Annotated in this window: 21 protein-coding genes; 7 read left to right on the top strand and 14 right to left on the bottom strand. The window is 34.2% G+C overall.

Annotation, left to right across the window (positions count from 1 at the left end):
- Positions 1–35: 35 nt before the first annotated feature.
- Positions 36–809 (bottom strand): AMP nucleosidase, encoded by a 774-nt coding sequence (locus NTZ27_07425; GenBank protein ID MCX6174561.1) that lies wholly within the window; start codon positions 807–809, stop codon positions 36–38.
- A gap of 14 nt (positions 810–823) precedes the next feature.
- Complete coding sequence (locus tag NTZ27_07420) at positions 824–1,417, bottom strand: phosphatase PAP2 family protein (GenBank protein ID MCX6174560.1); 594 nt, start codon at positions 1,415–1,417, stop codon at positions 824–826.
- 175 nt (positions 1,418–1,592) lie between these two features.
- Between NTZ27_07420 and NTZ27_07415 the strand changes: the two genes are divergently transcribed.
- From NTZ27_07415 to NTZ27_07400, 4 genes are all read left to right on the top strand, one after another.
- Positions 1,593–3,842: an ATP-binding protein gene (locus tag NTZ27_07415; GenBank protein MCX6174559.1), complete on the top strand. Its 2,250-nt coding sequence runs from the start codon at positions 1,593–1,595 to the stop codon at positions 3,840–3,842.
- A gap of 147 nt (positions 3,843–3,989) precedes the next feature.
- A complete protein-coding gene (gene rocD / locus NTZ27_07410) occupies positions 3,990–5,216 on the top strand; it encodes an ornithine--oxo-acid transaminase (protein MCX6174558.1) in 1,227 nt (408 codons plus the stop codon).
- 31 nt (positions 5,217–5,247) lie between these two features.
- On the top strand, positions 5,248–6,078 hold the full coding sequence (locus NTZ27_07405; GenBank protein MCX6174557.1) for a hypothetical protein: 831 nt from the start codon (positions 5,248–5,250) through the stop codon (positions 6,076–6,078).
- A complete protein-coding gene (locus tag NTZ27_07400; GenBank protein ID MCX6174556.1) occupies positions 6,078–6,614 on the top strand; it encodes an LOG family protein in 537 nt (178 codons plus the stop codon). Before NTZ27_07405 ends, NTZ27_07400 begins: the two co-directional genes overlap by 1 nt.
- 20 nt (positions 6,615–6,634) lie before the next feature.
- Here the strand turns inward: NTZ27_07400 and NTZ27_07395 are convergent, their stop codons facing one another.
- From NTZ27_07395 to NTZ27_07385, 3 genes are all read right to left on the bottom strand, one after another.
- The gene (locus tag NTZ27_07395) at positions 6,635–7,702 is read right to left on the bottom strand and encodes a glycosyltransferase family 9 protein (GenBank protein MCX6174555.1); all 1,068 of its coding nucleotides are present in this window, start codon (positions 7,700–7,702) and stop codon (positions 6,635–6,637) included.
- Positions 7,703–7,765: 63 nt separating this feature from the next.
- On the bottom strand, positions 7,766–10,672 hold the full coding sequence (locus tag NTZ27_07390) for a DUF2723 domain-containing protein (GenBank protein ID MCX6174554.1): 2,907 nt from the start codon (positions 10,670–10,672) through the stop codon (positions 7,766–7,768).
- A 22-nt stretch (positions 10,673–10,694) separates the two neighbouring features.
- A complete protein-coding gene (locus tag NTZ27_07385; protein ID MCX6174553.1) occupies positions 10,695–10,940 on the bottom strand; it encodes a hypothetical protein in 246 nt (81 codons plus the stop codon).
- A 33-nt stretch (positions 10,941–10,973) separates the two neighbouring features.
- Between NTZ27_07385 and NTZ27_07380 the strand changes: the two genes are divergently transcribed.
- Both NTZ27_07380 and NTZ27_07375 read left to right on the top strand, forming a co-directional pair.
- Complete coding sequence (locus NTZ27_07380; protein ID MCX6174552.1) at positions 10,974–11,687, top strand: glycosyltransferase family A protein; 714 nt, start codon at positions 10,974–10,976, stop codon at positions 11,685–11,687.
- Positions 11,688–11,710: 23 nt separating this feature from the next.
- Complete coding sequence (locus NTZ27_07375) at positions 11,711–13,495, top strand: polysaccharide deacetylase family protein (protein ID MCX6174551.1); 1,785 nt, start codon at positions 11,711–11,713, stop codon at positions 13,493–13,495.
- Between the two features lie 142 nt (positions 13,496–13,637).
- Here the strand turns inward: NTZ27_07375 and NTZ27_07370 are convergent, their stop codons facing one another.
- The 3 genes from NTZ27_07370 to NTZ27_07360 form a co-directional block, all read right to left on the bottom strand.
- Positions 13,638–14,045, bottom strand: a complete 408-nt coding sequence (locus NTZ27_07370) for an acyl-CoA thioesterase (GenBank protein MCX6174550.1) — start codon at positions 14,043–14,045, stop codon at positions 13,638–13,640.
- Between the two features lie 88 nt (positions 14,046–14,133).
- Positions 14,134–15,363 (bottom strand): MFS transporter, encoded by a 1,230-nt coding sequence (locus tag NTZ27_07365; GenBank protein MCX6174549.1) that lies wholly within the window; start codon positions 15,361–15,363, stop codon positions 14,134–14,136.
- A 24-nt stretch (positions 15,364–15,387) separates the two neighbouring features.
- Positions 15,388–16,398, bottom strand: coding sequence for a DUF1028 domain-containing protein (locus tag NTZ27_07360; GenBank protein ID MCX6174548.1), 1,011 nt, complete (start codon positions 16,396–16,398; stop codon positions 15,388–15,390).
- A 170-nt stretch (positions 16,399–16,568) separates the two neighbouring features.
- Between NTZ27_07360 and NTZ27_07355 the strand changes: the two genes are divergently transcribed.
- On the top strand, positions 16,569–17,336 hold the full coding sequence (locus NTZ27_07355) for an FKBP-type peptidyl-prolyl cis-trans isomerase (protein ID MCX6174547.1): 768 nt from the start codon (positions 16,569–16,571) through the stop codon (positions 17,334–17,336).
- A gap of 62 nt (positions 17,337–17,398) precedes the next feature.
- On the opposite strand, the gene NTZ27_07350 is transcribed toward NTZ27_07355, so the two are convergent.
- The 6 genes from NTZ27_07350 to NTZ27_07325 form a co-directional block, all read right to left on the bottom strand.
- A complete protein-coding gene (locus NTZ27_07350; GenBank protein MCX6174546.1) occupies positions 17,399–17,896 on the bottom strand; it encodes a YhcH/YjgK/YiaL family protein in 498 nt (165 codons plus the stop codon).
- Between the two features lie 38 nt (positions 17,897–17,934).
- Positions 17,935–18,462 carry a hypothetical protein gene (locus NTZ27_07345; GenBank protein MCX6174545.1) on the bottom strand — a complete coding sequence of 176 codons (528 nt, stop codon included), beginning with the start codon at positions 18,460–18,462 and terminating at the stop codon, positions 17,935–17,937.
- A gap of 55 nt (positions 18,463–18,517) precedes the next feature.
- A complete protein-coding gene (locus NTZ27_07340; protein MCX6174544.1) occupies positions 18,518–20,392 on the bottom strand; it encodes a CocE/NonD family hydrolase in 1,875 nt (624 codons plus the stop codon).
- A gap of 12 nt (positions 20,393–20,404) precedes the next feature.
- Positions 20,405–21,130, bottom strand: a complete 726-nt coding sequence (locus NTZ27_07335; protein ID MCX6174543.1) for a nucleotidyltransferase family protein — start codon at positions 21,128–21,130, stop codon at positions 20,405–20,407.
- Between the two features lie 2 nt (positions 21,131–21,132).
- Positions 21,133–22,563: a phosphotransferase gene (locus tag NTZ27_07330; protein MCX6174542.1), complete on the bottom strand. Its 1,431-nt coding sequence runs from the start codon at positions 22,561–22,563 to the stop codon at positions 21,133–21,135.
- Between the two features lie 87 nt (positions 22,564–22,650).
- Positions 22,651–24,213, bottom strand: coding sequence for a M20/M25/M40 family metallo-hydrolase (locus NTZ27_07325; protein MCX6174541.1), 1,563 nt, complete (start codon positions 24,211–24,213; stop codon positions 22,651–22,653).
- Positions 24,214–24,327 lie beyond the last annotated feature (114 nt).

The following is a 24,327-nucleotide window of genomic DNA, read 5'->3' as shown; positions in this document are numbered from 1 at the left end:
TCACTTATAAAGAACTCAATATCAATGCCAGTAATTTAGAATGTAAAATGCTTTATTGCTTCGCCTTTACTGCCTATTTCAGTCATTGCTTCAATACCGATATTTAAGTGCATATCAACAAACTGCTGAGTGACTGCACGATCTGATTCTTCAGTTTTTACTCCTTCAGGAAACATTGGTAGATCGGAAACTAGTAAGAGAGCGCCGCGTGCAATTTGATTTGCATAACCAACTATAAAAACTGTAGCTGTTTCCATATCAATTCCAATCGCGCCCAGTTTTCTTAAATAAATTTTGAAATCTTCGTCCCATTCCCACAAACGTCGGTTTGTTGTATAAATTACTCCGGTTCGATATTCAATGTTCTTAGAAATGATTTTATCAGAAACAAATTTGTGTAACTTGAATGAAGGAAGAGCGGGAACTTCAGGCGGAAGATAATCATTACTTGTTCCTTCACCCCGAATAGCAGCAATTGGTAAAATAAAGTGTCCGATTTCCGTAGAGAGTTTTAATCCACCGCATTTACCAAGAAACAAAACACCTTTTGGTTCACGTGCCACAAGTAAATCCATAATTGTTGCCGCATTAGCAGATCCTATTCCAAAATTTATAATTGATAAACCGGCGCTATTAGTAGCAGATTGCATAGGTCCTCCCAAACCTTGAACATCGCACTTAAATTTTTCTGCAAATTTTAGAACATAATTTTGAAAATTTGTTAACAACAAATAATCGCCTAAGCCATCAATACTAGTACCCGTGTAACGCGGTAGCCAATTTTTCGCAATTTCAAGTTTAGTTTTCATTTTTTCTCATTTAGTTATTTGAATTCTACACGTTCATATTTATCTGTAATTTTCGTTTGTTTCATTGAAATAAAACTATCTATTTTCTTAACTATAAAAGCAAATATATAACCGAAGAACATACCGATTAAAGCGCCTCCAATTGCATCTGATGGATAATGAACACCTACATAAGGTCTGGAAAATGCCATTAATATTGCTACACTAAAAAACGACCATTTATATTTAGGGAAAATTTTTGTAAAGAACATTGCCGCACCAAAATTGTTTACCGCGTGTGAAGACGGAAATGAAAATGATTCTGTGCAAGTAACAAGCACATTTAAATCTGAGTAAACATTGCAGGGTCTAATTCTGCCGACTAAATTTTTCAAAAAGTAACTGCTGAACTGATCTGTGGCAACAATTAGTAAGATCATAGCGAAAGCAGCAATTCTACCAATTCTTCCGCCCTTAACAATTAGAATTAAAAATAATATTATGTAAGCTATATACCAGTTTTTTACATCAGTGATAAATGGGAAAAGTTTATCGAAAAATGGATTAGATAACGTATGATTAATAAAATAAAGGAATTTCAAGTCTATTTGATATAGAAACTCCAACATATAATACCTTGTCTATTTTATTTAAGTTTGATTATTTAGCTAATTTTCTTTATTTAAGTCCTTAGATAAAAGAAGTTTGTAAAGTTTTTCTTGTTAATAAAACACATTTTCTAACTAAGTTATCCAAAATTTACGAAAATTATTCTACCATATTTAAATAAACTTATAGAGTGCTGTGAGTACTGAAAATAAATTTAAAAATACTCTTGAAAGAAAAAGCTTCGAATATTTTCAAGACGAGAGTAAACGTAATTTAATAGCTCCTTTTCAAGCATTGGCAAAATTTACCGTGGTAGCCGGTATTTTAGCAATGATTTTGGAAGTCCGATACTTCTCAGCGCATAGTGTAGAAATTTATATTTCCCGTCTTTCGGCAATTCTAATTGCATTTTTACTTTTAATCATTTCAAATTTTAATTTTGGGAAAAAGCACCCCATAATATTAATTCATACCCTTCTTCTTTCTATTATATGTTCTTTTGGTGTGATGATCTATCTCATACCAACAACTATAATTTTTAATTCCCACATTATTAGTCTAATCATTTTTATAGCAGCGTTATTTCTAAGCTGGGAAGTTTCAAATCAGATAATAGTTGCTATCTATTATAACGTTGTATTTTCTGTCTCAATTATTTTTAACAGTAAGAGTATTACAATACTACCAAATATGTTCGAATCTATCTTTTTGGTAATTGTAATAAGTATAATGGCCATCGTTGCAAGTTATATCAATTATAAATTTAGACAAGAAGCAGTTATAAAAACTTTTGAAGTTTCTCAATCGGAGAAAAAATTTAGAAATTTATTTGAGAATTCCGCCGAAGGAATTTTTCAGCTAACCCGCGAAGGAAAATTTACTACAATAAATCCTGCATTGATTAAAATGCTCGGGTATACAAATGAAGATGAATTTAAAAAATTAATTTTACAATCAGACGTACTCCAAAGAAAAAACGATTGGGAATTATTAACCAAACTTCTTGAGAAACAGGGTAAAGTTAGAAACTTCCGCGTTCCGTTTAAGAAGAAAGATGGAGATGAAATTACAGTTCGAATGAACGTTAAAACTAACGAAGATGAAGAAAGCGGACTAAATGTTTATGAAGGTAGTTTACAAGATATAACGCAGCAAGTTCAGGCAGAGAATGAAAAACAGAATGCTCTTGAAGCACTCCGGACTGAAAAATTGAAAGCAGAAACTGCTGCTAAAAAATCTCAGCAAGAAAGTAATTTCAAATCGAAATTTCTAGCAAGTATGAGTCATGAAGTTCGAACACCAATGAATTCCGTTATGGGTTTTCTTACTTTGATTGAGAATGATCTTTTCGAAAGTAAAGATGAACTTAAATTATTTGCTAAAGATGCCCATTTAGCTGCTGAGTCTCTTCTGGATATAATAAATAATATTCTTGATATATCTAAAATTGAAGCGGGTAAGATGGAACTAGATGAAATTGATTTTAATATTAACGATGAGATTGTTAAGGCATTTTCTATTATTGCACAGACGGCCAAAGCTAAAGGATTAACTCTTGAAAAAAATATTGATAGTAAGATTCCAAACAAAATGTTCGGAGATCCAACTAGGTATAGACAGATTATCCTCAATTTATTAAGCAATTCGATTAAATTTACTGAACATGGCAGAATAACTCTTAATATATCTGTTCAAGCAAAAACTGAATTTTTTGTTGAGCTACTAACAAGCGTTGAAGATACAGGAGTAGGAATACCAAGCGATAAAATTTCTACTTTGTTTGAACCTTATATCCAAGTGAAAACCAAGAAAAGTTCAAAAGAAGGTACCGGACTTGGTCTTATGATTTCCAAAGAGTTTGTAAAGTTGATGCATGGCGAAATTAATGTGGAAAGCAAACTCGGTTTGGGCAGCAAATTTTATTTTTCCGTAAAAATGAAATTACAACCGAACATAAATATGGACCAGCATTTTCATATTTCGGAGAAAGTAACTTCGGGACAAACACATACTGCTGATGGTATTATAACGCAGCATTCTGAAGAAAATTCAGGAACCGTTCAAAGAAAGAAATTATTATTAGTTGAAGATAATCCGATTAGTCAAAATCTTGAACTCAAAATATTGCGTGAAGTTGGATATGAAGTAGAAGCCGTCTCTACAGGGCATGATGCAATTGAAGCAATTAAAACAGGAGCATTTAATTTAGCTCTAATGGATGTTGAAATGACTGATATGGATGGAATTACAGCAACTAAAAAAATACGCGAATCATCCGGCAGATATTCTAAGATACCAATAATTGCAGTAACAGCACATTCAAGTATGAAAGATAGAGAAAAGTGTCTTGCAGCCGGGATGGATGATTATATTGCAAAACCAATTAATATACACTTCTTAAAAATTACAATAGACCAATGGCTTAATATTCCGCCGCGTGCTTAGTAATATTTTCCTTTAAATTCATTTCCTTCATAATGTCTTGTAAGAAAATAAAATCTGCATTGATAACTGCATTTTCAAATTTCTGTACTTCGGAACTATAGATTCTTTTTGATAAATTTGATATAACAGTTAAACAAATATTGGGACATCATGCTGACTCAGGATTACATCTTATTAGAAGAAAAATACGGCGCGCATAATTATCATCCGCTACCGGTAGTATTAACAAAAGGCGAAGGCGTTTTTTTGTGGGATGTCGAAGGGAAAAAATATTATGATTTTCTTTCTGCTTATTCTGCGGTAAATCAAGGTCATTGTCATCCAAAAATTGTTGAAGCACTTTGTGATCAAGCGAAAGTTCTTACTCTAACATCCCGAGCTTTTTATAATGTTTGTCTCGGTCCGTATGAAAAATTTATTACCGATTTTTTCGGATACGATAAAATATTACCAATGAACTCCGGAGCCGAAGCTGATGAAACAGCTCTAAAACTTTGCAGAAGATGGGCATACGATAAAAAAGGAATCAAAGAGAACGAAGCAAAAATAATTGTCTGCGATGGAAATTTTCATGGAAGAACAATAACCGTAATATCAATGTCGAGCGATCCGGATTCTTATAAAGGTTTTGGTCCTTACACACCTGGATTTATTAAGATTCCATATAACGATTTGAATGCATTAGATAAAGCACTTCAAGACCCGAACGTTGCCGGGTTTTTAGTTGAACCAATACAAGGGGAAGCTGGCGTTGTTGTTCCGGACGAAGGTTATCTAGCAAAAGCATATTCAAGGTGTAAAGAAAAAAATGTTTTATTTATAGCCGATGAGGTTCAGACCGGACTTGCGAGGACAGGAAAATTACTTGCATGCGATCATGAAAATGTTAAACCCGATATATTAATATTAGGGAAAGCACTTTCCGGCGGAACAATGCCTATCTCTGCGGTTCTTGCAGATGATGAAGTGATGCTTGTAATTAAACCAGGAGAACATGGTTCAACTTTCGGGGGAAATCCATTAGCATGTAAAGTCGCAGTTGCTGCTCTTCAAGTTCTTAAAGAAGAAAAATTGTCGGAGAATGCAGAAAGACTCGGGAAAGTTTTCCGCGAGGAAATATCAAAAATAAAAACAGATATGATTAAACTAGTACGTGGTAAAGGTTTACTCAATGCAATTGTTATTAAACCGAAAAACGGAAAAGAAGCTTGGGATGTTTGTTTGAAAATGAAAGAGAACGGATTACTTGCTAAGCCAACTCACGGGCACATTATACGTTTTGCACCGCCATTAGTTATAACCGAAGAACAAGTGTTAGAGGCAGTAGCTATAATTAAAAAATCAATCCTTGAAATCAACGGGGAATTAAATTAATCTTAAAACAAATACTTAAAAGGATACTAAATTGAAAAAAATATTTTCAACCTCGTTCTTGTTAATTCTATTGTCATCATTAATAGTTTATGGATGGGGAGACAAAGGACACAAAACTATTGCCGCATTTGCAATGAAACTGCTTCCGGCAGAAATGAAATTCTCCGATCAATTCAAATCTGCAATCACCGAACATTCTGTTGATCCTGATAATAGAAAAAGAGATGATAAATCAGAAGGTCCGAAGCACTTTATTGATATTGATTACTATAAAGAGTTTACGGATGGGATTGTAATCATGTCGCGTGATTCACTTAATAAATTATATGATGAGAAAGTTGTTACAAAAGAAGGAATTCTTCCATGGGCAACTGAAGAAACTTTTTTCAGATTGATAAACGCATTCAAAGAAAAAAATAAAGATAACGTACTTCTCTATACTTCCGACTTAGCACATTATGTTGCGGATGGACATCAGCCGCTTCATGCAACCGTGAATTACAACGGACAGTTGACTTCGCAGAAAGGAATTCATTCCCGTTATGAAATTGATATGGTGGATAAATATTTAAATGTGATAGGAAATAGTTTTGAAGAGAATAAGCCATACTACATACAATATATCAAAGATTACATTTTCGATTATATCGTTGAAGCAAACGATTATGTTGAGATGATTCTTTCAGCAGACAATTATGCTTCAGGTAAAACCGACGGTAAGTTCGATACAGATTATTACAGATTACTCTGGTTCAAAACTAAATATGTTACTATAACTGAAATTAACTCTGCGGCTCTCTGTTTGTCTTCGCTAATTTATACTGCTTGGTTAGATGCAGGCAAACCAATCTTGGAAAACTAATGTACGAAAACAAAAAATTCGTAACTGTCTTTGGTAGTTCTATATCTCGTGAAGGTGATGATGAATATGAAATCGCCTACACACTCGGGAAAAAATTAGCTGAGAATAAAATCAATGTTTGTTCCGGCGGTTTCCAAGGTATTATGGATGCAGTTTCAAAAGGAGCTAATGAGAAAGGTGCGGAAGCAGTTGGAGTTACATTAGACATTTATCACGCTTTGGCGAGCAAACATCTTACCAGGCAAATTGTTGCTCATACATTATTTGATAGGTTGAAAACTCTTGTTGAGATAGGTGATGCTTATATTATTCTTCAAGGCGGAACCGGAACAATGCTGGAGCTTTCTCTTGTTTGGGAATATTTAAATAAAGGAATAATCGATCAAAAACCGGTTGCATGTCACGGTAAAATGTGGACAAAAATAATTTCTTTGATGGAAGAACAAATAATAAAAGAAAAAAGAAGAATCGGATTGATTAAATGCTTCGGTGAAATAGATGAGTGTGCGGAATTTATTATCAACATACTAAAATAATTACGAAAGACAATTAACACTCAAATTTTTACAGCAAGAAATTCTTTTGCTTTTTCATACACCAGATCAACCGATAGATCTTTTATACATTTGAATTTCAAATCACTGCGGGAACATGTTAATGGTTTTGGCGAATAATAGAAACATGGCGAGCAGTCAAGATCGAGAGAAGCTATTTTATAATTTGTCTGCCATGGATAGATATAATTTTTATTTGTTGGTCCGATAATAAAGACAATATTAAGTTTTAGTGCCGCTGCAACATGCATCAAGCTTGAATCGTTAGTGATAAATAAATTGCACCTTTGCATAACAGCTGCGCTGTTTGATAAACTGTGTGCATTGACCGAATAAACATTTTGAGAATCAATCTTTGCAGAAATAATATCTTTTAAAATCTTTTCTTCACCACCTCCGAATAGCAGTACTTTAGCATTGTAATCTTGGATCAATTTTTTTCCTAACTCGGCAAATTTATTTGTTTCCCATCTTCTCTTTTCATGATTTTTTAAAGTTGAACAGCCGGGGTGAAATCCGATTACTATATCATTATTGGAAATTGATTTATTCTTGAAGAAGTTATTTGCAAAAGTAAGATCATCATTCCTTAAATTTAGCTTGAGCATTGGAATAGAGTCTGATTTCTTGCTGGTTAGTTTTTCGCATAAAAAGAAATTCTCTTCAACATTATGAAGATTGTCGTTTTCTTCTAGACGTGTATTGTTTAAGAATCCAAAATTTAAAAAGTCTTTGCGCAGATATTTTATTGCTAATCGTCGTTCCGCTCCTATGATCCTGCTAATTAAATTATATTCTCTTCTGTTAGATGGATAAATATTTATTGTTGCGTCATATTTATTCCTGAGCTTTAGAATATAAGAAAGTGATTTGAGTTTAGAACTGTTTAGAAAGTCGAAATATCTAACTTTTGAAATCTGCGGAAGTTTTTCGTAGATATCTTTTACTCCTTTATACATAACGAGAACATCTAGTTCAGCATTTGGAATTTCTTCACTCAGTTTAACAAGTGAAGGAGTAAACATTAAAGCATCACCAATTCCGGAAAGTGCTATAATAAGAATATTCATAAAGATCGGATTATAATTATTATTTAAAAACTGAGACGCCCGATTGAGCGCCTCAGAGATTATTTATTTCTTATTAAGCTGTTTAGGAACAACTTCAGAAACTTCCATTCCAGCTTTCTTTCTAAATTCATTTAAGAGACTACGGACACTTTCATCGCCCGGGGCATAAATTTGTAGCTGCTGTAGAACCGCAACAGCTTCTTTATACATTTTTAGATTATCGTAATGAGTTAGAAGAAGATCATAAGGATTATACCAGCTTGAAAAATCGCGCGGATTTAGTTCCAAATGTTTTTTTGTTTCTTCAATAACTTCACGTGCGTAAATCTCGTAAAGTTTCATATCTCCCGCGGAATATAAAATTTTGGAAATATCGTGCTTAATTCTATAATCCATAGGAATTACCGAACGCGGTATTCTTTTTTCCATTTCTTCAATTGTATTGATAGTTTTTTCGTTGTTCTTTTCTTTATACAAGTAGTGAAGAGCTAACCGCATAAATGCGTTACGGTAATTTTGAGTTAAGCGTTCATGATTTTCATCAAAGAAAATTGTTTTATCATTTAATCCGCGGAATAAAAATCCCGGCTGATAATCTTTGCTAAATCCATTAGTCGGCTGCTCAAACAATTGTTTCCTTAAGATCGGTTCATTGATATACTCTATCTGACGCACGTCATTCTTTTTAGGAACAACACGCATTGCCATTCCTTCCATCTCAATATAATCATCTAAATTTAAACGACTGTCATCGGAACATGTAACTGCAAAATAAACCGGTCTTTTCCATTTTGCTTGTATGATGATATCTAATGCTACAATATCTTGTCCGCGTATAAATTTAATATCTCCGGATTGGCCGGTATTTTTCATTATCCATTTTACTTTTTTGTCTTTAACAGTTGCGCTATCGGTAATATTCCATTCCTTCATAACATCAGGTGGTACATCAACAGAAACTTCAGTAGGATTCCAACGTTGAAGACCTATACGATCAATTTCCTCATCACTTAAACTCATTTCAACCTTTTGTGATCCGAACGGTGTAGTGTTTTTTAATTGTTTAACGTACCAAGGTGTATTCACTAAACTCAAACAAGCAACACGAACATCGCGTCGGACTCCTTCTACATTTTGAATATACCAAAGCGGAAATGTATCGTTGTCTCCGTTAGTAAATAAAATTGCATTTGGCGCAACGCTTTGCAAAAGATTATAAGCATAATCCCACGGCACATAGTTGCGGGATCTATTATGTTCAAACCAATTTGCTTTTGCCATATTAACCGGAACACCAATAATTCCCAAAACAATAACTCCGATCAAAATTGGTTTCAATATTTTCTTTTCTTGGAATTTTTCTTTTAGGATTTCAATTATTCCGCGCATACCAATTGCAATCCATAATGAGAATACAAAGAAAGCGCCGACATAAAAATAATCTCTCTCTCGCGGTTGGGGCTGCTGTTGATTTTGGTAGAATGCAGTAAGATATCCGAGAAAGATGAACATCATGATAAACACTGATGCCATTTTCCAATCTTTACGGAAGTGATAGTACAATCCAAACAGTCCGATGAAGAACGGAATGCCCCACATATCGCTCCATTCAACTCCGCTGTCTTGATAGGTTGATTCTCTTCCTATGTAATTCCAAAACACATAACGATTGAACATATGATTTAATTGGTACCGCCATAAGAAATCGAGATCGCTTGAGTAATCGGTATAAATATTTTGTTGATGAGGTTCGTTTGAATATCTTCTTTTAAAAATAGGAAAGTCACCGTATTGTTCTCTGTTGATATAAGATTCAAGCTCAGTAAAAGTTTTTGGACTGTTCATATTTATCGGCGGTTCCTGGTTTGCACGAATAATAATCATTGCAAAACTTGATGAACCGACAATTGCAAAAAATAAACATTTGAAAATTAAATTAAGAACAGGTTTACCCTTTTTGCTTGACCAATAAACACCAAAACCAACAGCAGCGAGAATTGCAAATCCGGCAAAAATATTCATCTTGAAATCATTTTGACCAAGTATTGTAATCAGTTTTGGTAAATATTTTACTAGTCCGGGATAAATCACCATTAATGCAATTCCACCCACTACAATTGGTATGTAAAAAGAATTTCTTTGAAAGATTTTTTTATATAACGCTCCCATAAATAGAGCAGTAATAGCAACCAAAATCATTAGAAAACGTGAGTCAAGTCCTCCGAATTGTTCAGGTGTTGGATTAGTTGTATCTGTCTGCGATGCCCAAATAACTGCTGCAACAACAAGAATGATAACAGTATGTACAACAAATAGTATTCCGGTTTTTTCAAGCGCTTTTTCATCGGTTACAAATTTTCTGAAGTAAACTGTCATCATCACCGGAACGATTGCAAGTACCGACATTAAATGAACGCCCGTTGATAGGCCAATCAAATAAAAAATAAAGACTAGATATTTTTCACTATCGGGTTCATCTGCTTTTTCATTCCAAACAACCATTAACCAAACAACAAATGCAATAAAAAAAGTTGATGTTGCATAAACTTCGGATTCTACCGCATTGAACCAGAATGTATCGCTGAAAGCAAAAGAAAGTGCACCGATTGCAGCAGAGATGTAAAGTGCAAATGCATCAAATAAATTTTCCAATTCTTTTTTTCTATAGTTCTGAATTACCTTAACAGCAACTAGATATAAAAACAAAATTGAAAATGCACTTGCCAATACTGATACGGTATTTACTCTATAGCCGATATTGTTAGCAAAAGGAATCATTGAAAATAATCTGCCGAGAAAAAGGAAGAATGGTGTTCCGGGAGGATGAGGCACCTGCATTAAATATGATGAAGCGGTAAATTCACCGCAATCCCAAAAAGAAACCGTAGGCTGCATTGTTGCAAAGAAGGTCAATGCAGCAATAATAAAAACGACCACTGCAAAAATTTTGTGTAAAAGTTTTTGATTCATTATTTCACCAAAAAATTATCAATTATGAAGATTGGTCTTCGGAATCTGTTTGTGGAGTTTTAAAGAACTGATCGAAATTTTTTCTATCTCTGTTTGCGTGATATTTATCGTAAAGTTTTTTTAGCCGTTGCATTGAAAGTTTATCTAAATCTTCATCGTCTTTATGACGTTTGACAAGCATTTTATAATCGTTTAACTCATCACTTTCGAACTTTCGTTCATAGCGTTTAAGTATGCTAAAATAATCTCTTTGTTCGCGTGAACTCATCAAAAAAATCTTGTGTTTTTCGAATTTTGGTTGATGAAATTAATCAAAAAATTATTCAATAAAAAACTATATTTGACTCACTTAATATCAGTAAACAAGAAAATTAATATGCAGGTTTACAAATCATATAAGCCGGTTGTTTCCATTATTATGCCTTCTTTCAACCGCGCAGGCTACTTAAAAAGATCAATTGAATCCGTGTTAAACCAGACTTTTAAAGATTGGGAATTAATAATTGTAGATGACGGAAGCCTGGACAATACATTTAAGATCATTGATGAATATTTGCTTAAGTATGAAAACATTCGATATATGAAACATTCGAAGCGCCGCACTCCTCTTACAACTAACGCGGGAATACTTGCATCATGCGGGGAAGTTATAGCATTTTTGTGTAGTGATGATGAATGGAAACCGGATTATTTGAAACAACGGATTGAATTTTTGCAAGCACATCCGGATATTGATCTCATTCACGGCGGTGTTGAAATTATCGGACATCCGTTTGTGAAAGATAAAAATGATTTAACTAAAGAGATTCATCTTTCCGAATGTGTTATCGGGGGAACTTTTTTCGGGAAACGGAATGTTTTTTTTGAATTGGATGGATTTAAAAATTTAGTTTATAGCGACGACTCGGATTTTTTCGAACGAGCTGAAACAAAATACAAAATCGCCAAGGTAAATTTTCCTTCGTACATTTATTACCGTGATACACCGGATAGTATTTGTTCAACAATCGAATAAGAATCTAAGGAAAAGTATTTCTAATGAATATTTTGATGACACTTTCTCAACTTGAAGTTACCGGCGCAGAGGTGTTCGCAGTATCAATTGCTGATGAGTTAATTTCTAGAGGTCACAAAGTATTTATCATCTCAGATACGTTAACAAAAAAAACGCAAGCAAAGTATATTCCCACACCATTATCCAAACGTACTTTATTATTTAGAATTAAAAATATTTTATTTCTTAGAAAATTTATTCTCGAGAATAATATTCATATTGTAAATGCACATTCAAGAGCAAGCGCTTGGGTTTCTTCTCTAGCGTGTAAGCTTACAAAAATTCCATTAGTCGTTTTTGTCCACGGAAGACAGGCAACTTTTTTGTCAAGGAAAATATTTCATGCTTATGGTAATTATACTTTACCAATCTGCGAGAAATTACAAGAACAGTTGAGTGATGTGTTCAAAGTTCATCCGGATAAGATGGAAATTTTTAGAAACTGTTTTGATTTGGAAATTATCAAGCCGTCGCAAGAAATTACGAAACAAAAAACTGTTTCATTTATCACTCGACTTTCCGGGCCTAAAGGTGATCTTGCATATAAATTGTTGGAATATATTTCATCCCGCTTAAATGAATTTAAGAATGTGAAGTTTCAAGTTGTCGGCGGACAAGTAATACCGGAAAGATTTCAAAAATTTACCAATCAATTTGTGTTTAGAGGATTTGTGGAAAATTTAGAAAAAGTAATTAACGAATCCTCGGTTGTAATTGGTTCGGGTAGAATTGCCATTGAAACAATTCTGCTTAATAAACCATTAATAGCAATCGGCGAGGCATGCACAATAGGATTGGTAAATAAAAACAATCTCAATTTTGTTCTTGAAACAAATTTCGGCGATATGAACGTAATTGAAAAGATTTTTGACTTTGAGAAAATTATCAACGATCTAAAAGTATCACTTGATCAGAAAAGATGTGATAGTAAAGTGTTTGATAAAGTTAGAGATGAGTGTGATCTAGAAAAGAATGTTAGCCGTCTTGAATTTATTTTTCAGAGTGTGGTAGTTCGTTATTATAAAAAGGAAATCCCGATAATATATTATCACAGAATAGTAGAAAGGTTGGATGAAGCAGGTAAACATGGTATTTATGTTACCGCAGAACAATTCGATAAGCACTTGAGCTATCTTAAAAGAAGCGGCTATAAAACAATTACTTTTGAAGAAGCACTTGAAATAAAAAGGAACCGATCCGAAGGAAAATTTGTAATTATAACATTCGATGACGGATATGAAGATAATTACCGATTAGCATTTCCGATCTTAAAGAAATATGGTTTTAAAGCAATTATATTTTTAGTTGCCGGATTGGAATATAATTCATGGGATTTGAAAAGTAATGAGCCGAAGTTAAAAATGATGAACAGGCAGCAAATCCTAGAAATGCAAAATTATGGAATTGAATTTGGATCTCACACTCTTACACATTCTGATTTAACAAAAATTTCATATGAGGAAGCAAAAAATGAATTAGCAGAATCAAAAAAAATACTGGAAGAAAAATTGGGGAGGGAAATAAAGTCATTTGCTTTTCCATACGGTAATTGTAACGAGGAAGCAAAAAAGATTGCCCGTGAAACTGGTTATAAATTGGTTTATGCTACGGATAATGCGCCACTTGGCTTGCATGAAGATATTTTTCAAATAAGAAGAATTGGATTATTCCCAAATACAACTGTGCGCGGATTAGCTAGAAAAGTAAAAGGTAATTATATATTTAAAAGACTGAAAAAAGATTCTCAATATTTACGTATTCCACTTTGACTTTTTTATTATTGCACTCCAATTTTATCAAGGTTTAAAATGCTATTTCGAAAAAATTATTCTGGTTCCATAATTAACTTATCCATAATAATTTTTGTGATAAATATCTCTACTTAAGTTTCAAAATTTTCTGTTTTGATTTTCACACATTGTACTTTTGGATTATATCTTCAGGAATTCTAGCCGGTTTTCCATTTGCAATAGAAATTAAAGTGTATACTGACCATCCTTCCGCTGCTACTTTATTCGTTTCTACTTTAATAATCCAAAAATTTACTTTTACTTGAGCGCCTTCAAAAGTATTTACCTGCGTTCGCACTACAATTTTATCACCTAATTTTATCTCTCTCTTAAAATCAATATGTGTTGTAGAAGCTACCCAGGAATATCCGCGCTCAACAAAAACTTCCATAGGTACTTTATAATCTTTTTTCATTTGATCATATCGCGCCATCAAGAGGTAATCTAAATATTTTGAATTGTGAACATGATTGTTCATATCAATATCATCCGGGCGCACAATTATTTCTGTCTCAAAAATTGAAAACATTTTTACTCCATGGAAATTATCTTGAATGTAATATAATACAAAGAAGAGTTCCCATTTTAGTTATTAAGTTTTTATTTTTTGCGGGAGTTTACATTTTTAATTTTCTTAGTTTTGGTGAGATATAACTCATAACACTTACAGTCGCAACTGTCATACTTCCGCCAAAAATAATTGAAGGAATCAAACCCAGCAGTTTTGCAGCAACTCCGGATTCGAAAGAACCCAATTCATTCGAAGAGCCGATAAAAATTCCATTGATTGAAGAAACTCTTCCACGCATTTCATCCGGTGTGAATAATTGAACAATTGTCTGGCGAATTATTACGCTGACATTATCGAACATTCCGCCTAACATCAGTAAGGAGAAAACAAGATAGATGTTATTTGATAATGCAAAGAGAATTGTAGTTACACCAAATCCTAAAACACAGATTAGTAAATTTCTTCCGGCATTCTTAAAAAGCGGATTATGTGCTTGAACATACGACATGATTAAAGCACCGACTGCAGGTGCGGCTCTCAACAATCCTAAACCTTCAGCGCCAGAGTGTAAAATTTTATCTGCAAAAATTGGCAGAATGGAAATAGCTCCTCCGAAAAAAACAGCGATCATATCCAAACTGATTGCACCGAGTATGACCTGATCGTTAAATACAAATTTTAATCCGGTTGATAAACTCTGCCAAATATTTTCTTCTTTTGTTCTTTCAGGCATCGGTTTCTTTTTAATTAGAAAAAAGAAAAACCAGCTAAGTGCACTGAAGAAAACAACAAAGAAGTATGCTTGACCAATTCCCCAGAAGCCATAAACTAAACCGCCGAATGCCGGACCTGTTATTGCAGCTGTTTGCCATAGCATGCTATTCCACGTTGAGGCATTACCGAATAAATGTCTTGGTACAAGTTGTGCGGCAAAAGCATTTAGTGCCGGAGAAATGAATCCCCGTGCTAATCCGGTAATAAAGATGATTGCAAAGATTGGGTATACACCAAACTTAATAAGTATTGGGTGTAATTCTGTCGAAACAAAAAACAGCAAAATAGCGCAGAGTAAATAAATTGATCCGGCATAAAGAATAATTTTTTTTCGATTGATTGTATCGGCTATGTGACCGGCAAACAATGCAATGCATAAATATGGAATTGCTTCTGCAAGTCCGATCATTCCAAGCGAAAGTGCATCGTGTGTTAATTCATAAACTTGCCATCCAACTATAACAGATTGAATTTGAATTGCAAACGTGAGTGTTACGCGCGCAATGATAAACCAGCGGTAATCTTTTATTCTAAGCGCCGCATAGGCATCGTTGTTTATCATTTGTTATTCGGAATCATGAAATGATTAGTCAAGTATTTCCTCAAGTTGTTTTCCGGTTACTTTTAATAATCCATTTGGAAGCAGACGCGGAGTTAGATCTTTCCAATTCTTATCTCTCTTAAAAATTTCTTTGAACATTGGAACAGCTTCTTTCATCATTCCTTTATTTGCTAACGCAACTGCTGTCCAAAATTTCATTTCAAGATTATCCGGAAACATTTTCATTGCTGAAGAATATTCCATCATTGCTTTATCCATATCATTTTTCTCTACTGCAAGATCACCATTGTTCATGTGTTCATATGCCCGGTGAACTTTTAGAAGTCTTCTCAATTCGGGAAGCGGTGCGGAACTATCATCAATGCGGATATCAACTAAACGATCTTCCCAAATTTTTCCGGTTGATTTAGCACGCACAACAAGAAGTGCTGCAGATTGTTTTCCGCGCACATCACCGCCGGCTTTTTCTGCAGCTTCAAGTGCAGCGAGCATTCTTTCTGCAAGTGGTCCTTTTGATTTTTGAAATGCTTCTGCCATAGCAGGCCAAATTTTATCGTTAGACATTAAGTTTGCCTGTACAGAAAAATTTTTACCAACAATATTTCCGGCGGGTTGAATGCATAATTTACCAGTAAATGAAGCAGCGTTACCTTTTGAATCAAGAATTGCAAGCTGGCGGAATTCCCTACCTTCATCACTCTTTAATAATTCATCAACCGCTTCTTGGGGTGTCTTTCCTTTACTTAACAAATCTAAACCGCCTGGTCCAAAGGCAGGATTAACAAATGATTGTGTAGCAACAACGCCAACTCCAGCTTCGCCCCATGTAACAATTGTTCCAACTGAGAACCAATGCGACTGAACCGCAACACCCATATCGCCGGTCTTCTCATCAAATGCAACGATGGAATATGTGTGTGCGAAAGGTGAATCTGGTTTATAGAATTGAGCGTTAATAATTGAGAACCTGCCTGCCGGCAGGCAGGTTGCGAATAGTACTATGAAAAATAAACCTAATTGGAATTTGGGTTTCATTTTTACCTCCAATAAAAATCTAAATCAAATTAAATTATTTCTTATCAACCAACAACTTACTAAACATTGAAAAAGTTTAAATCCCAAAAATCGATAATCAATTTGCTAATAATAACCAATGAGCTTATTTTCACAACCCATAAATATTAATATGAACTATTGGAGAAGAAATGAAGCCATTAAAAGTTATTTTAATAATCCTTCTTGGATTATCGGTAACATTTGCACAAAATAAAAATCAAACAAAAGAGAAATCACCATCGAAAGTGAAAGCTCAATCATCGGTAACATTAAAAACACAGGGTGATTCCGTTAGTTATGCAATTGGTCAAAATATATTCCAAAATTTGACCGATCCATTCTTACAAATAAACTTTAATGTTCTGATAAAATCTATTCAAGATGCAATGAACGGTAAATCCGATATGACCAAAGAAAAGGTTATAGAAGTATTAACTGCTCTCAATAAAAGAGGACAAGAACGACAGGCAGCAATGCAAAAAATAGAGAATGAAAAGAAAAAAGCTGAGATGGCTCCTATTATAGAAAAAAATAAAAAAGATGGTGAAGCATTCCTTGCTGAAAATAAAAATAAGGAAGGTGTTAAAACCACAGCCAGCGGGCTGCAATACAAAGTTCTTGTAAGCGGTACAGGACCATCACCTAAAGATACAAGTAAAGTAAAAGTACATTATGCAGGAAAACTATTAAATGGAAAAGAATTCGATAGCTCTTATAAACGCAATCAACCGGCAGAATTTCCTCTTAATCAAGTTATAAAAGGATGGACCGAAGGGTTACAACTAATGCATGTCGGCGACAAATTTGAATTCTATATTCCCTATCAACTTGCTTATGGCGAAGAAGGAAAGGGAGAAACAATTCCACCGGCTTCTGTTTTAATCTTTGAAGTTGAGTTGCTTGATATTGTAAAATAGTGATTAGTTATTGGTGACTGGTTCTTAGTTTTTAAAATCACCAACCACCAATAACAAAATTATTAAGTAGGTTCGTTTGCAGGTTCTTGATTAATAGTTTCTTCTTTACCTTCAAGTTTCACTTTCACAACAACCTTTCTAACTTCTTTCGGAATATTAATTGCCATACCGGGCATATGTACATCTGAAGGAAAGAATATTGCAAAATGTCCTTCATCGGCAATTAGAAAATTTCCTTCACCTTTATATATAGCATAGTCATTTTCTTCATTGTATTCTTCCATAACAATAACTTTAGTTGTTTCTGTAAATCCTATTTTTTCTTTACCGGAAACAATGTATTGAACATCTATATATTTTTTGTGTGCTTCCCATTTGCCAGAGCTAAACGGTTTTGTGTTATATGTCTGAACCAGAGCAAAAATATTTTCGCCGTCAATTTCATATTTGCCAGGCTCAAGATTTGTAAAATCTGTTTGTGATAAATATTGAAGAGCTTTAGTAATTCTTTCACCAAGTGGAAAATATTGGTTAGCATTTTTGAGACGATCGAAAACCATACAACCTCAAGAATTATTTTTGAAAGATAATAAGTTGTTTAGTACAGCTTAAACATTAATCCAACGACAATCATGTAAAAGTCGCTTTTTAAATCAGATGTAGTTCTAACATTATTAAATTTTGCCTTTTCTATTACATAGCGTATATCCCCTGTCAATATAATGTTTCCTAATGGTATCTCGGCACCGGCACCGGCATGGTAGCCAATATCGCTATATGTTTCTGAAGGAGCGCCAGCAAATATTCCGCTGTATTCAACTTTTGTATTATACCAACCGATTCCGGCTTCTAAATGTATAAATGGCAATAAGCCAAGAAAACCGGTAAGCATCATTGGGTAGGTTGTTGTTTTGATTGCACCGTCCAAATATTTGTCGGATTTATATCCGATAGAGCCTTCAACGGATAATCCGCCAAGACCAATTCTTACTGCAGCAGCGGGCATAATTACACCGTCAGCATCTTGCGATTTTACGTAAGCTCCTTGTGCCCCGATTGCTATACTTTGAGCGTTAATTGTTCCAGCAACAATTATTAATATTATTACGGTAAACAACTTTTTCATTCTAACCTCCAAGTTTAGTTATTATAACATAATCAAAAAATTTATAGAATAAAATTTATTTCATAACACCAAGCGAGATGTTAGACGGATACTGTTTTGAAAAATATACCCGGTTAAATGCTTTCTGGAAATCACTTTCCTTGGCGTTATAAATATCAACAAATTTTTGCGGATTACGGTCAATGAACGGGAAAAAACTGCTCTGAATTTGAACCATTATTTTATGTCCTTTCAAAAATGTATGGTCAACATCATTCAAATTAATCTTCACTTCAGTTACTTTATTAGGGACAAAAGGTTCCGGTTTTTCAAAACTATTTCTAAACTTACCTCTCAATACTTCGAAACGTATCAATCGTTGATAACCGCCCATTTCAATATTATTAGGATTTGGATCCGGATTAATAGCACCATCAGGATATACATCAATCACTTTCACAACCCAATCGGCATCAGTTCCGGTGGTGGCGACAAATAGATCTGCTAGTATTGGTCCGGCAACAGTTATGTCTTTTTCAAGCAGTTCGGTTTCATAAACAAGAACATCGGGGCGGGCAGATGCAAAACGTTGATCATCACTCATGTAAGTTCTATAGTAATGCAATCCGGAGTCATGAAATTTCCAAGAATAAGGAACCGGTTTACTTGGATCGCTTAAATATTCACCGAATAAATTTTTCTTTTCAGTCGGCTTATTCCAATTCAGTTTATTGTTTGGCGAGAGATAGATAGATTTTTTTTCTACATTAATTGGCGGCCATTTATCATAATTAACCCAAGTGTTAGAACCTGTTCTGAATATAATCGCTTCGGGTAAATTTAATACGCCGGTTCCTTTCAAATAATAATTGAAAAAGGGAAGAAGAATATTTTTGTTGTAGTACTCACTTGTATTTTCTCCAAACTTAAAATCGCCGAATGAACTTCCATCGCTACGAGACCAACCGCCGTGATACCACGGACCCATTACAATATGGGTTTGGTTTTTTGAATTTTTCTCTTCGATGGATTTGTAAATATGAAGTGGTCCGTATAAATCTTCGGAATCGTACCAACCGCCAACAATCAGTACAGCCGGTTTTACATTTTTGAAATAGGGAAGATTGCTACGCGATTTCCAGAATTCATCGTAATTACCATGCTTTAACATTTCATTCCAAAATGGAAGTTTACCTTTTAAATATTTTTCATTGGCATTTGACAGTGGTCCAAGTTGTAAAAAGAAATTGTACATATCAGGTGAATCATATTTAGGTGCTGGCTTCCAAGTTGTTGTTAAAGAATCGCGCTGCTGATCAAATCCTTTGAAAAAATTAAACGACATTGAAAGTGTTAAAGCACCGCCATGATGCATATCGTCGCCAATAAACCAATCTGCAATCGGCGCTTGAGGCGATGCCGCTTTTAGTGCGGGATGAGAATCAATAAGTGACATTGCAGCATAAAATCCGGGATAAGAAATTCCCCAAATGCCAACGTTACCGTTGTTGTGTTTTAAATTCTTAACAAGCCAGTCTATAGTATCGTATGTATCCGTAGTTTCGTCAATATCTTTATTGCTTTTTTTGTTTGGTATGTATGCCCGCATGTTGTCGAATTTGCCTTCGCTCAAAAACATACCGCGTACATCTTGAAAAACAAAAATGAATTCATCTCTTGCAAATGTTTCATTTGGTCCCAAGTTCTGCGGGTATTTATCTTCACCATATGGCGCAACAGTATATGGAGTTCGTAACATGAGGATAGGATTATTTTTTGTAGTGTCTTTAGGAGAATAGACAGAAGTAAACAATTTTATTCCGTCGCGCATTTCAATGCGGTAATCTTTTTTTATGTAATGTTCTTTGATCCAATCAATGCCTTGTGCAAATGAGGATGTAAAAGAATAAAACAATATAATTGAAAGAATAAAAGTGAATATTTTTTTCATTTTAATTTCCTTTTAAATTACTTTAATGATTTTTTCTGCTTCCATCAAATTCTCTGTTTTCCCAAGATCAATAAATAATGATCCGCTGTGATCAAAATAAGAGATTCGTTCTTTAGAAGCGATGGACAAATATAGATCAATAAGAGAAAAAATATTTTTCTCAGGCATAAATTGAAAAATTTTAGGATCGATAATTTGGATACCACTGAACGCAAGTTGTATTAATGAGCCGATTTGTTGACGGGCAATTTTTGTCTCAAGTGGTTTTTCATTTTTCCATCCGCAGAGATTTTTATCTTCATCAAACAAAAAATATCTGGATGATTTTCTGTTTTGTACTGCAAGAGTTGCAATAGAATTTGATCTTAGATGATAATGATAAAGCTCGAATAAATTTAGATCTGAGAGTATATCAACATTATGAACAAGAAAAGGCTTATCATCATTGAAAAATTCAGAAACTTTTTTTAATCCGCCGCCGGTATCTAACAATTGATCCCGCTCATCTGAAATTTTAATATCAACGCCGAAATTGTTTTTTTCTTTTAAAAAATTAATTACTTGATCCCCAAAATGATGAACATTGATAATAATGGAATCAAATCCGAATGAAATTAATCGTTTAATTATATGCTCAAGAAGAGTAACCCCGTTAATTTGAACTAATGCTTTGGGTGTTGTATCGGTTAAAGGTTTTAGTCTTGTACCTAACCCGGCTGATAAAAGAAATGCGCGCATGCTTAAAATTTTGTATGGTTTAAAATAACATTGACATCAAATTTCTTTTTCAAATGATCGGATAATTTAATCGCACAATAAACAGATCTGTGTTGTCCTCCGGTGCATCCGTAATTTACCATAAGATCGGACCATCCGCGTCCAATATAATTCTCAACGGTTTTATCTATGAGATCGAAAGTTTCATTCAAAAATAATTGAACCTCAGGTTGAATTGCTAAAAAATCTTGAACAGGTTTATCGGTACCGTTTAAGGATTTATATTTTTCATATCGTCCGGGATTTGGAATTGCTCTGCAATCAAAAACAAATCCGCCGCCGTTGCCTGAAATATCCATTGGTATTTTATCACGATAAGAAAAACTATTGATGCGAACAGTAAGTTTCCCTGCAGGTGAATCTTTCCAATTAAACTTTTGAAGTTCTTTAGATTTTATTATTTGTTCTAATGTATTATACAATTCCGGTAATTTAACCGTGCTTTTAATTTTTGATTTCAATAAAAGCCATTCTAGATTCTTTACAGCGTAGGGAATACTTTCTAAGAAATGAGCTTTGCCTTCAAAATAACCGCGGTAACCGTAAGCCCCGAACATTTGAAGTAAACGAATTAAAACATATCCATTGTAATATTTCAAGAATTCTTTTTTATTAATCCGCTTAATTTTATTTGCTGATGCGATGTAATGATCTAAAAATTCCTCTCTAAGATTTTGAGGTAAGCTTGCTTTCGAATCAAAGAGTAGTGAAGCAATATCATATTGAAGTGCGCCTTTGCGCCCACCCTGGTAATCTATAAAATATGGTTCACCATTCTTGATCATTATGTTACGCGAGTTAAAATCGCGGTATAAGAAATAATTGCAATCAGCACTTAAAAGAAAATTTGTAAGGATGTTAAAATCATTTTCAAGTTTCTGTTCATCAAATTCTATCTTCGCAAGTTTAAGAAAATAGTGTTTGAAATAATTCAAGTCCCACATAATTGATTGAGAATCAAATTTACTGCGCGGATAACAGTTATTGAAGTTTAATTTTTTTGATGCGGTTATTTGAAATCGGGGAAGTAGTTCTAAAATATTTTTGTACAGTTCAATAACGTCTCCATTAAATAAATTCCCGTTTCGGTTTAGCTCGGTGAAAGAAAATAAAGTTACATCGCCGAGATCTTCTATTAAATAAATATTGTTCTCTAAATCATGAGAGTAAATTTTTGGAACATTGAGCTTCAAACTTAGAAATTGTTTGGTGAGATAAATGAAAGCACGATTTTCGCGTTTATCGGTATTATAAACACCTATTGCAGATTTATTGTTACTTGTAATTCTAAAATATTTTCGTGATGAACCGGATTCCGGAAGGGGAGAGATACTAATTTTTTTTTCTCCGCTCCATTTCTTAAAAAGTTTTTCTAAATGATTTATTGATTGCATCTATTTTAAGTTCCTGAGTGTCTTAGTTCCTGAGTGCCTTAGTTCCTGAGATTACATCTTAGTTACTCAGGCACTCAGTTGCTTTCATTAAAACTGTGGTCTGCGTTGCTGTACTGTATTCGGATCGAAATATTTTCTTGGTAATTTTTCGTCGCGCATTGCCGCATTATAAACAAATGCTGCCATAATAGTTGCCGATTGAACTAAATCAGCTCTGCTTGTATGATCGTAAACATCCATATTGGAGTGATGCGTTCTCGTATCATATTCTAATTGATCTTGTATGAATTGGAAACCGGGAAGACCTGCACTATCAAACGATTGGTGATCCGTTCCTCCTGTATTTCTTAATGTAACGGTAGAAGCGCCAAGATCATTGAATGGTTTTAACCACTCTTCAAAGATCGGCATAACTGCAAAATTACCTTGTGTGTAAATACCGCGAATTTTTCCTGAACCGTTATCATAATTAAAATAAGCAGCTAATTTATCGTAATCCGGTTTCTTTTCTTTTTTCTCTGCATCAAAAAAATGATTCTTAACATAATTACGGGATCCGATCAAACCTTCTTCTTCTGCATCCCATAAAGCAATTCTTATAGTTCTTCTTGGCTTAACATTAAGTGCTTTAAGAATACGCACAGCTTCCATAGCAATTACACTTCCGGAAGAGTTATCAGTTCCACCGGTTCCTGAATGCCACGAATCAAAATGTCCGCCAAGCATTACTACTTCATCTTTTAATTTTTTATCTGTGCCGGGAATTTCTGCAATAACATTATAACCGAGAGAATCTGTGTCAACAAAGTTAGCTTGAATTTCAAATTCTAAAGTTACCGGAACATTTTTTTGTGCGATGCGAACCATCCTATTATACTGTTCTACAGAAACAACAATTGAAGGTAATGGCATTTCAGAACCTTTTTTGTAAGATCCTCCGCTCTGAACGAAAATTGTTCCGTCGGTTCCTCGGGATGGTTCAAGTACAACTAAAGCGCCTTCATCTTTTAAAAACTTTGCAACTTTTTGTTGCAGTTCTCTTTGCGCCTGAAGCGTTGCTCTTTGAGCCGGATCAAAATTTCTCCCGCCGCCTTCTTGAGCAAGTTGTAATTTTTTTAAATCTTCGTCATTATAACGTTTTCCATCAGCATCCATTCCAAGAGTTATCGGTTGTTCTCCGCGTGAAAGAACAATCGCGCCTTTTAATTTTCCTTTGAATGCATCTAAATCTGCTTCAGATTTAATATCCATTAGCACAGCATTTCCTTTTACAACTCCTTCCAAACCCGGAGTCCATGCTTTAGGATAAGCAATAAACGGCATGTATTGCGGTGAAGTCATAGCAGCATAAAACTTTTTTAATTCCCAACCTCTGCCAAGAGTTCCCCATGATTCCATATTTGCATTTTCAAGACCGTATTCTTTTAATTTACCAACAACCCATTGACCTGCTTGGCGGAATTGTGGTGATGCTGCAAGCCGAGGTCCATATATATCACAGAGATAACTCATTAATTCCATCACCTTGGAATTTTGAAGTCCCTCTTGACGAATACGCTGCATCATTTGGTAATCAATTTTTTCTTGAGAGAAAATTTGAATTGAGAAGATTAAAGAGAAGATCACTAACAGTAACTTTTTACTTTTCATGATAACTCCGTACTGAATTGTTAAGAAAAATTTTAATGAGAACCATGGATTCTCATAAAAGTTAAATTAGAGAATATGGAGATTAATCACAGTTAAAAATTGTTAAATAAATCA

It is taken from the genome of Ignavibacteriales bacterium (assembly GCA_026390775.1).
GTDB lineage: Bacteria > Bacteroidota > Ignavibacteria > Ignavibacteriales > Melioribacteraceae > Fen-1258.
The sequence above is the reverse complement of the archived record's forward strand: the minus strand, read 5'-3'. Positions and strand labels throughout refer to the sequence as shown.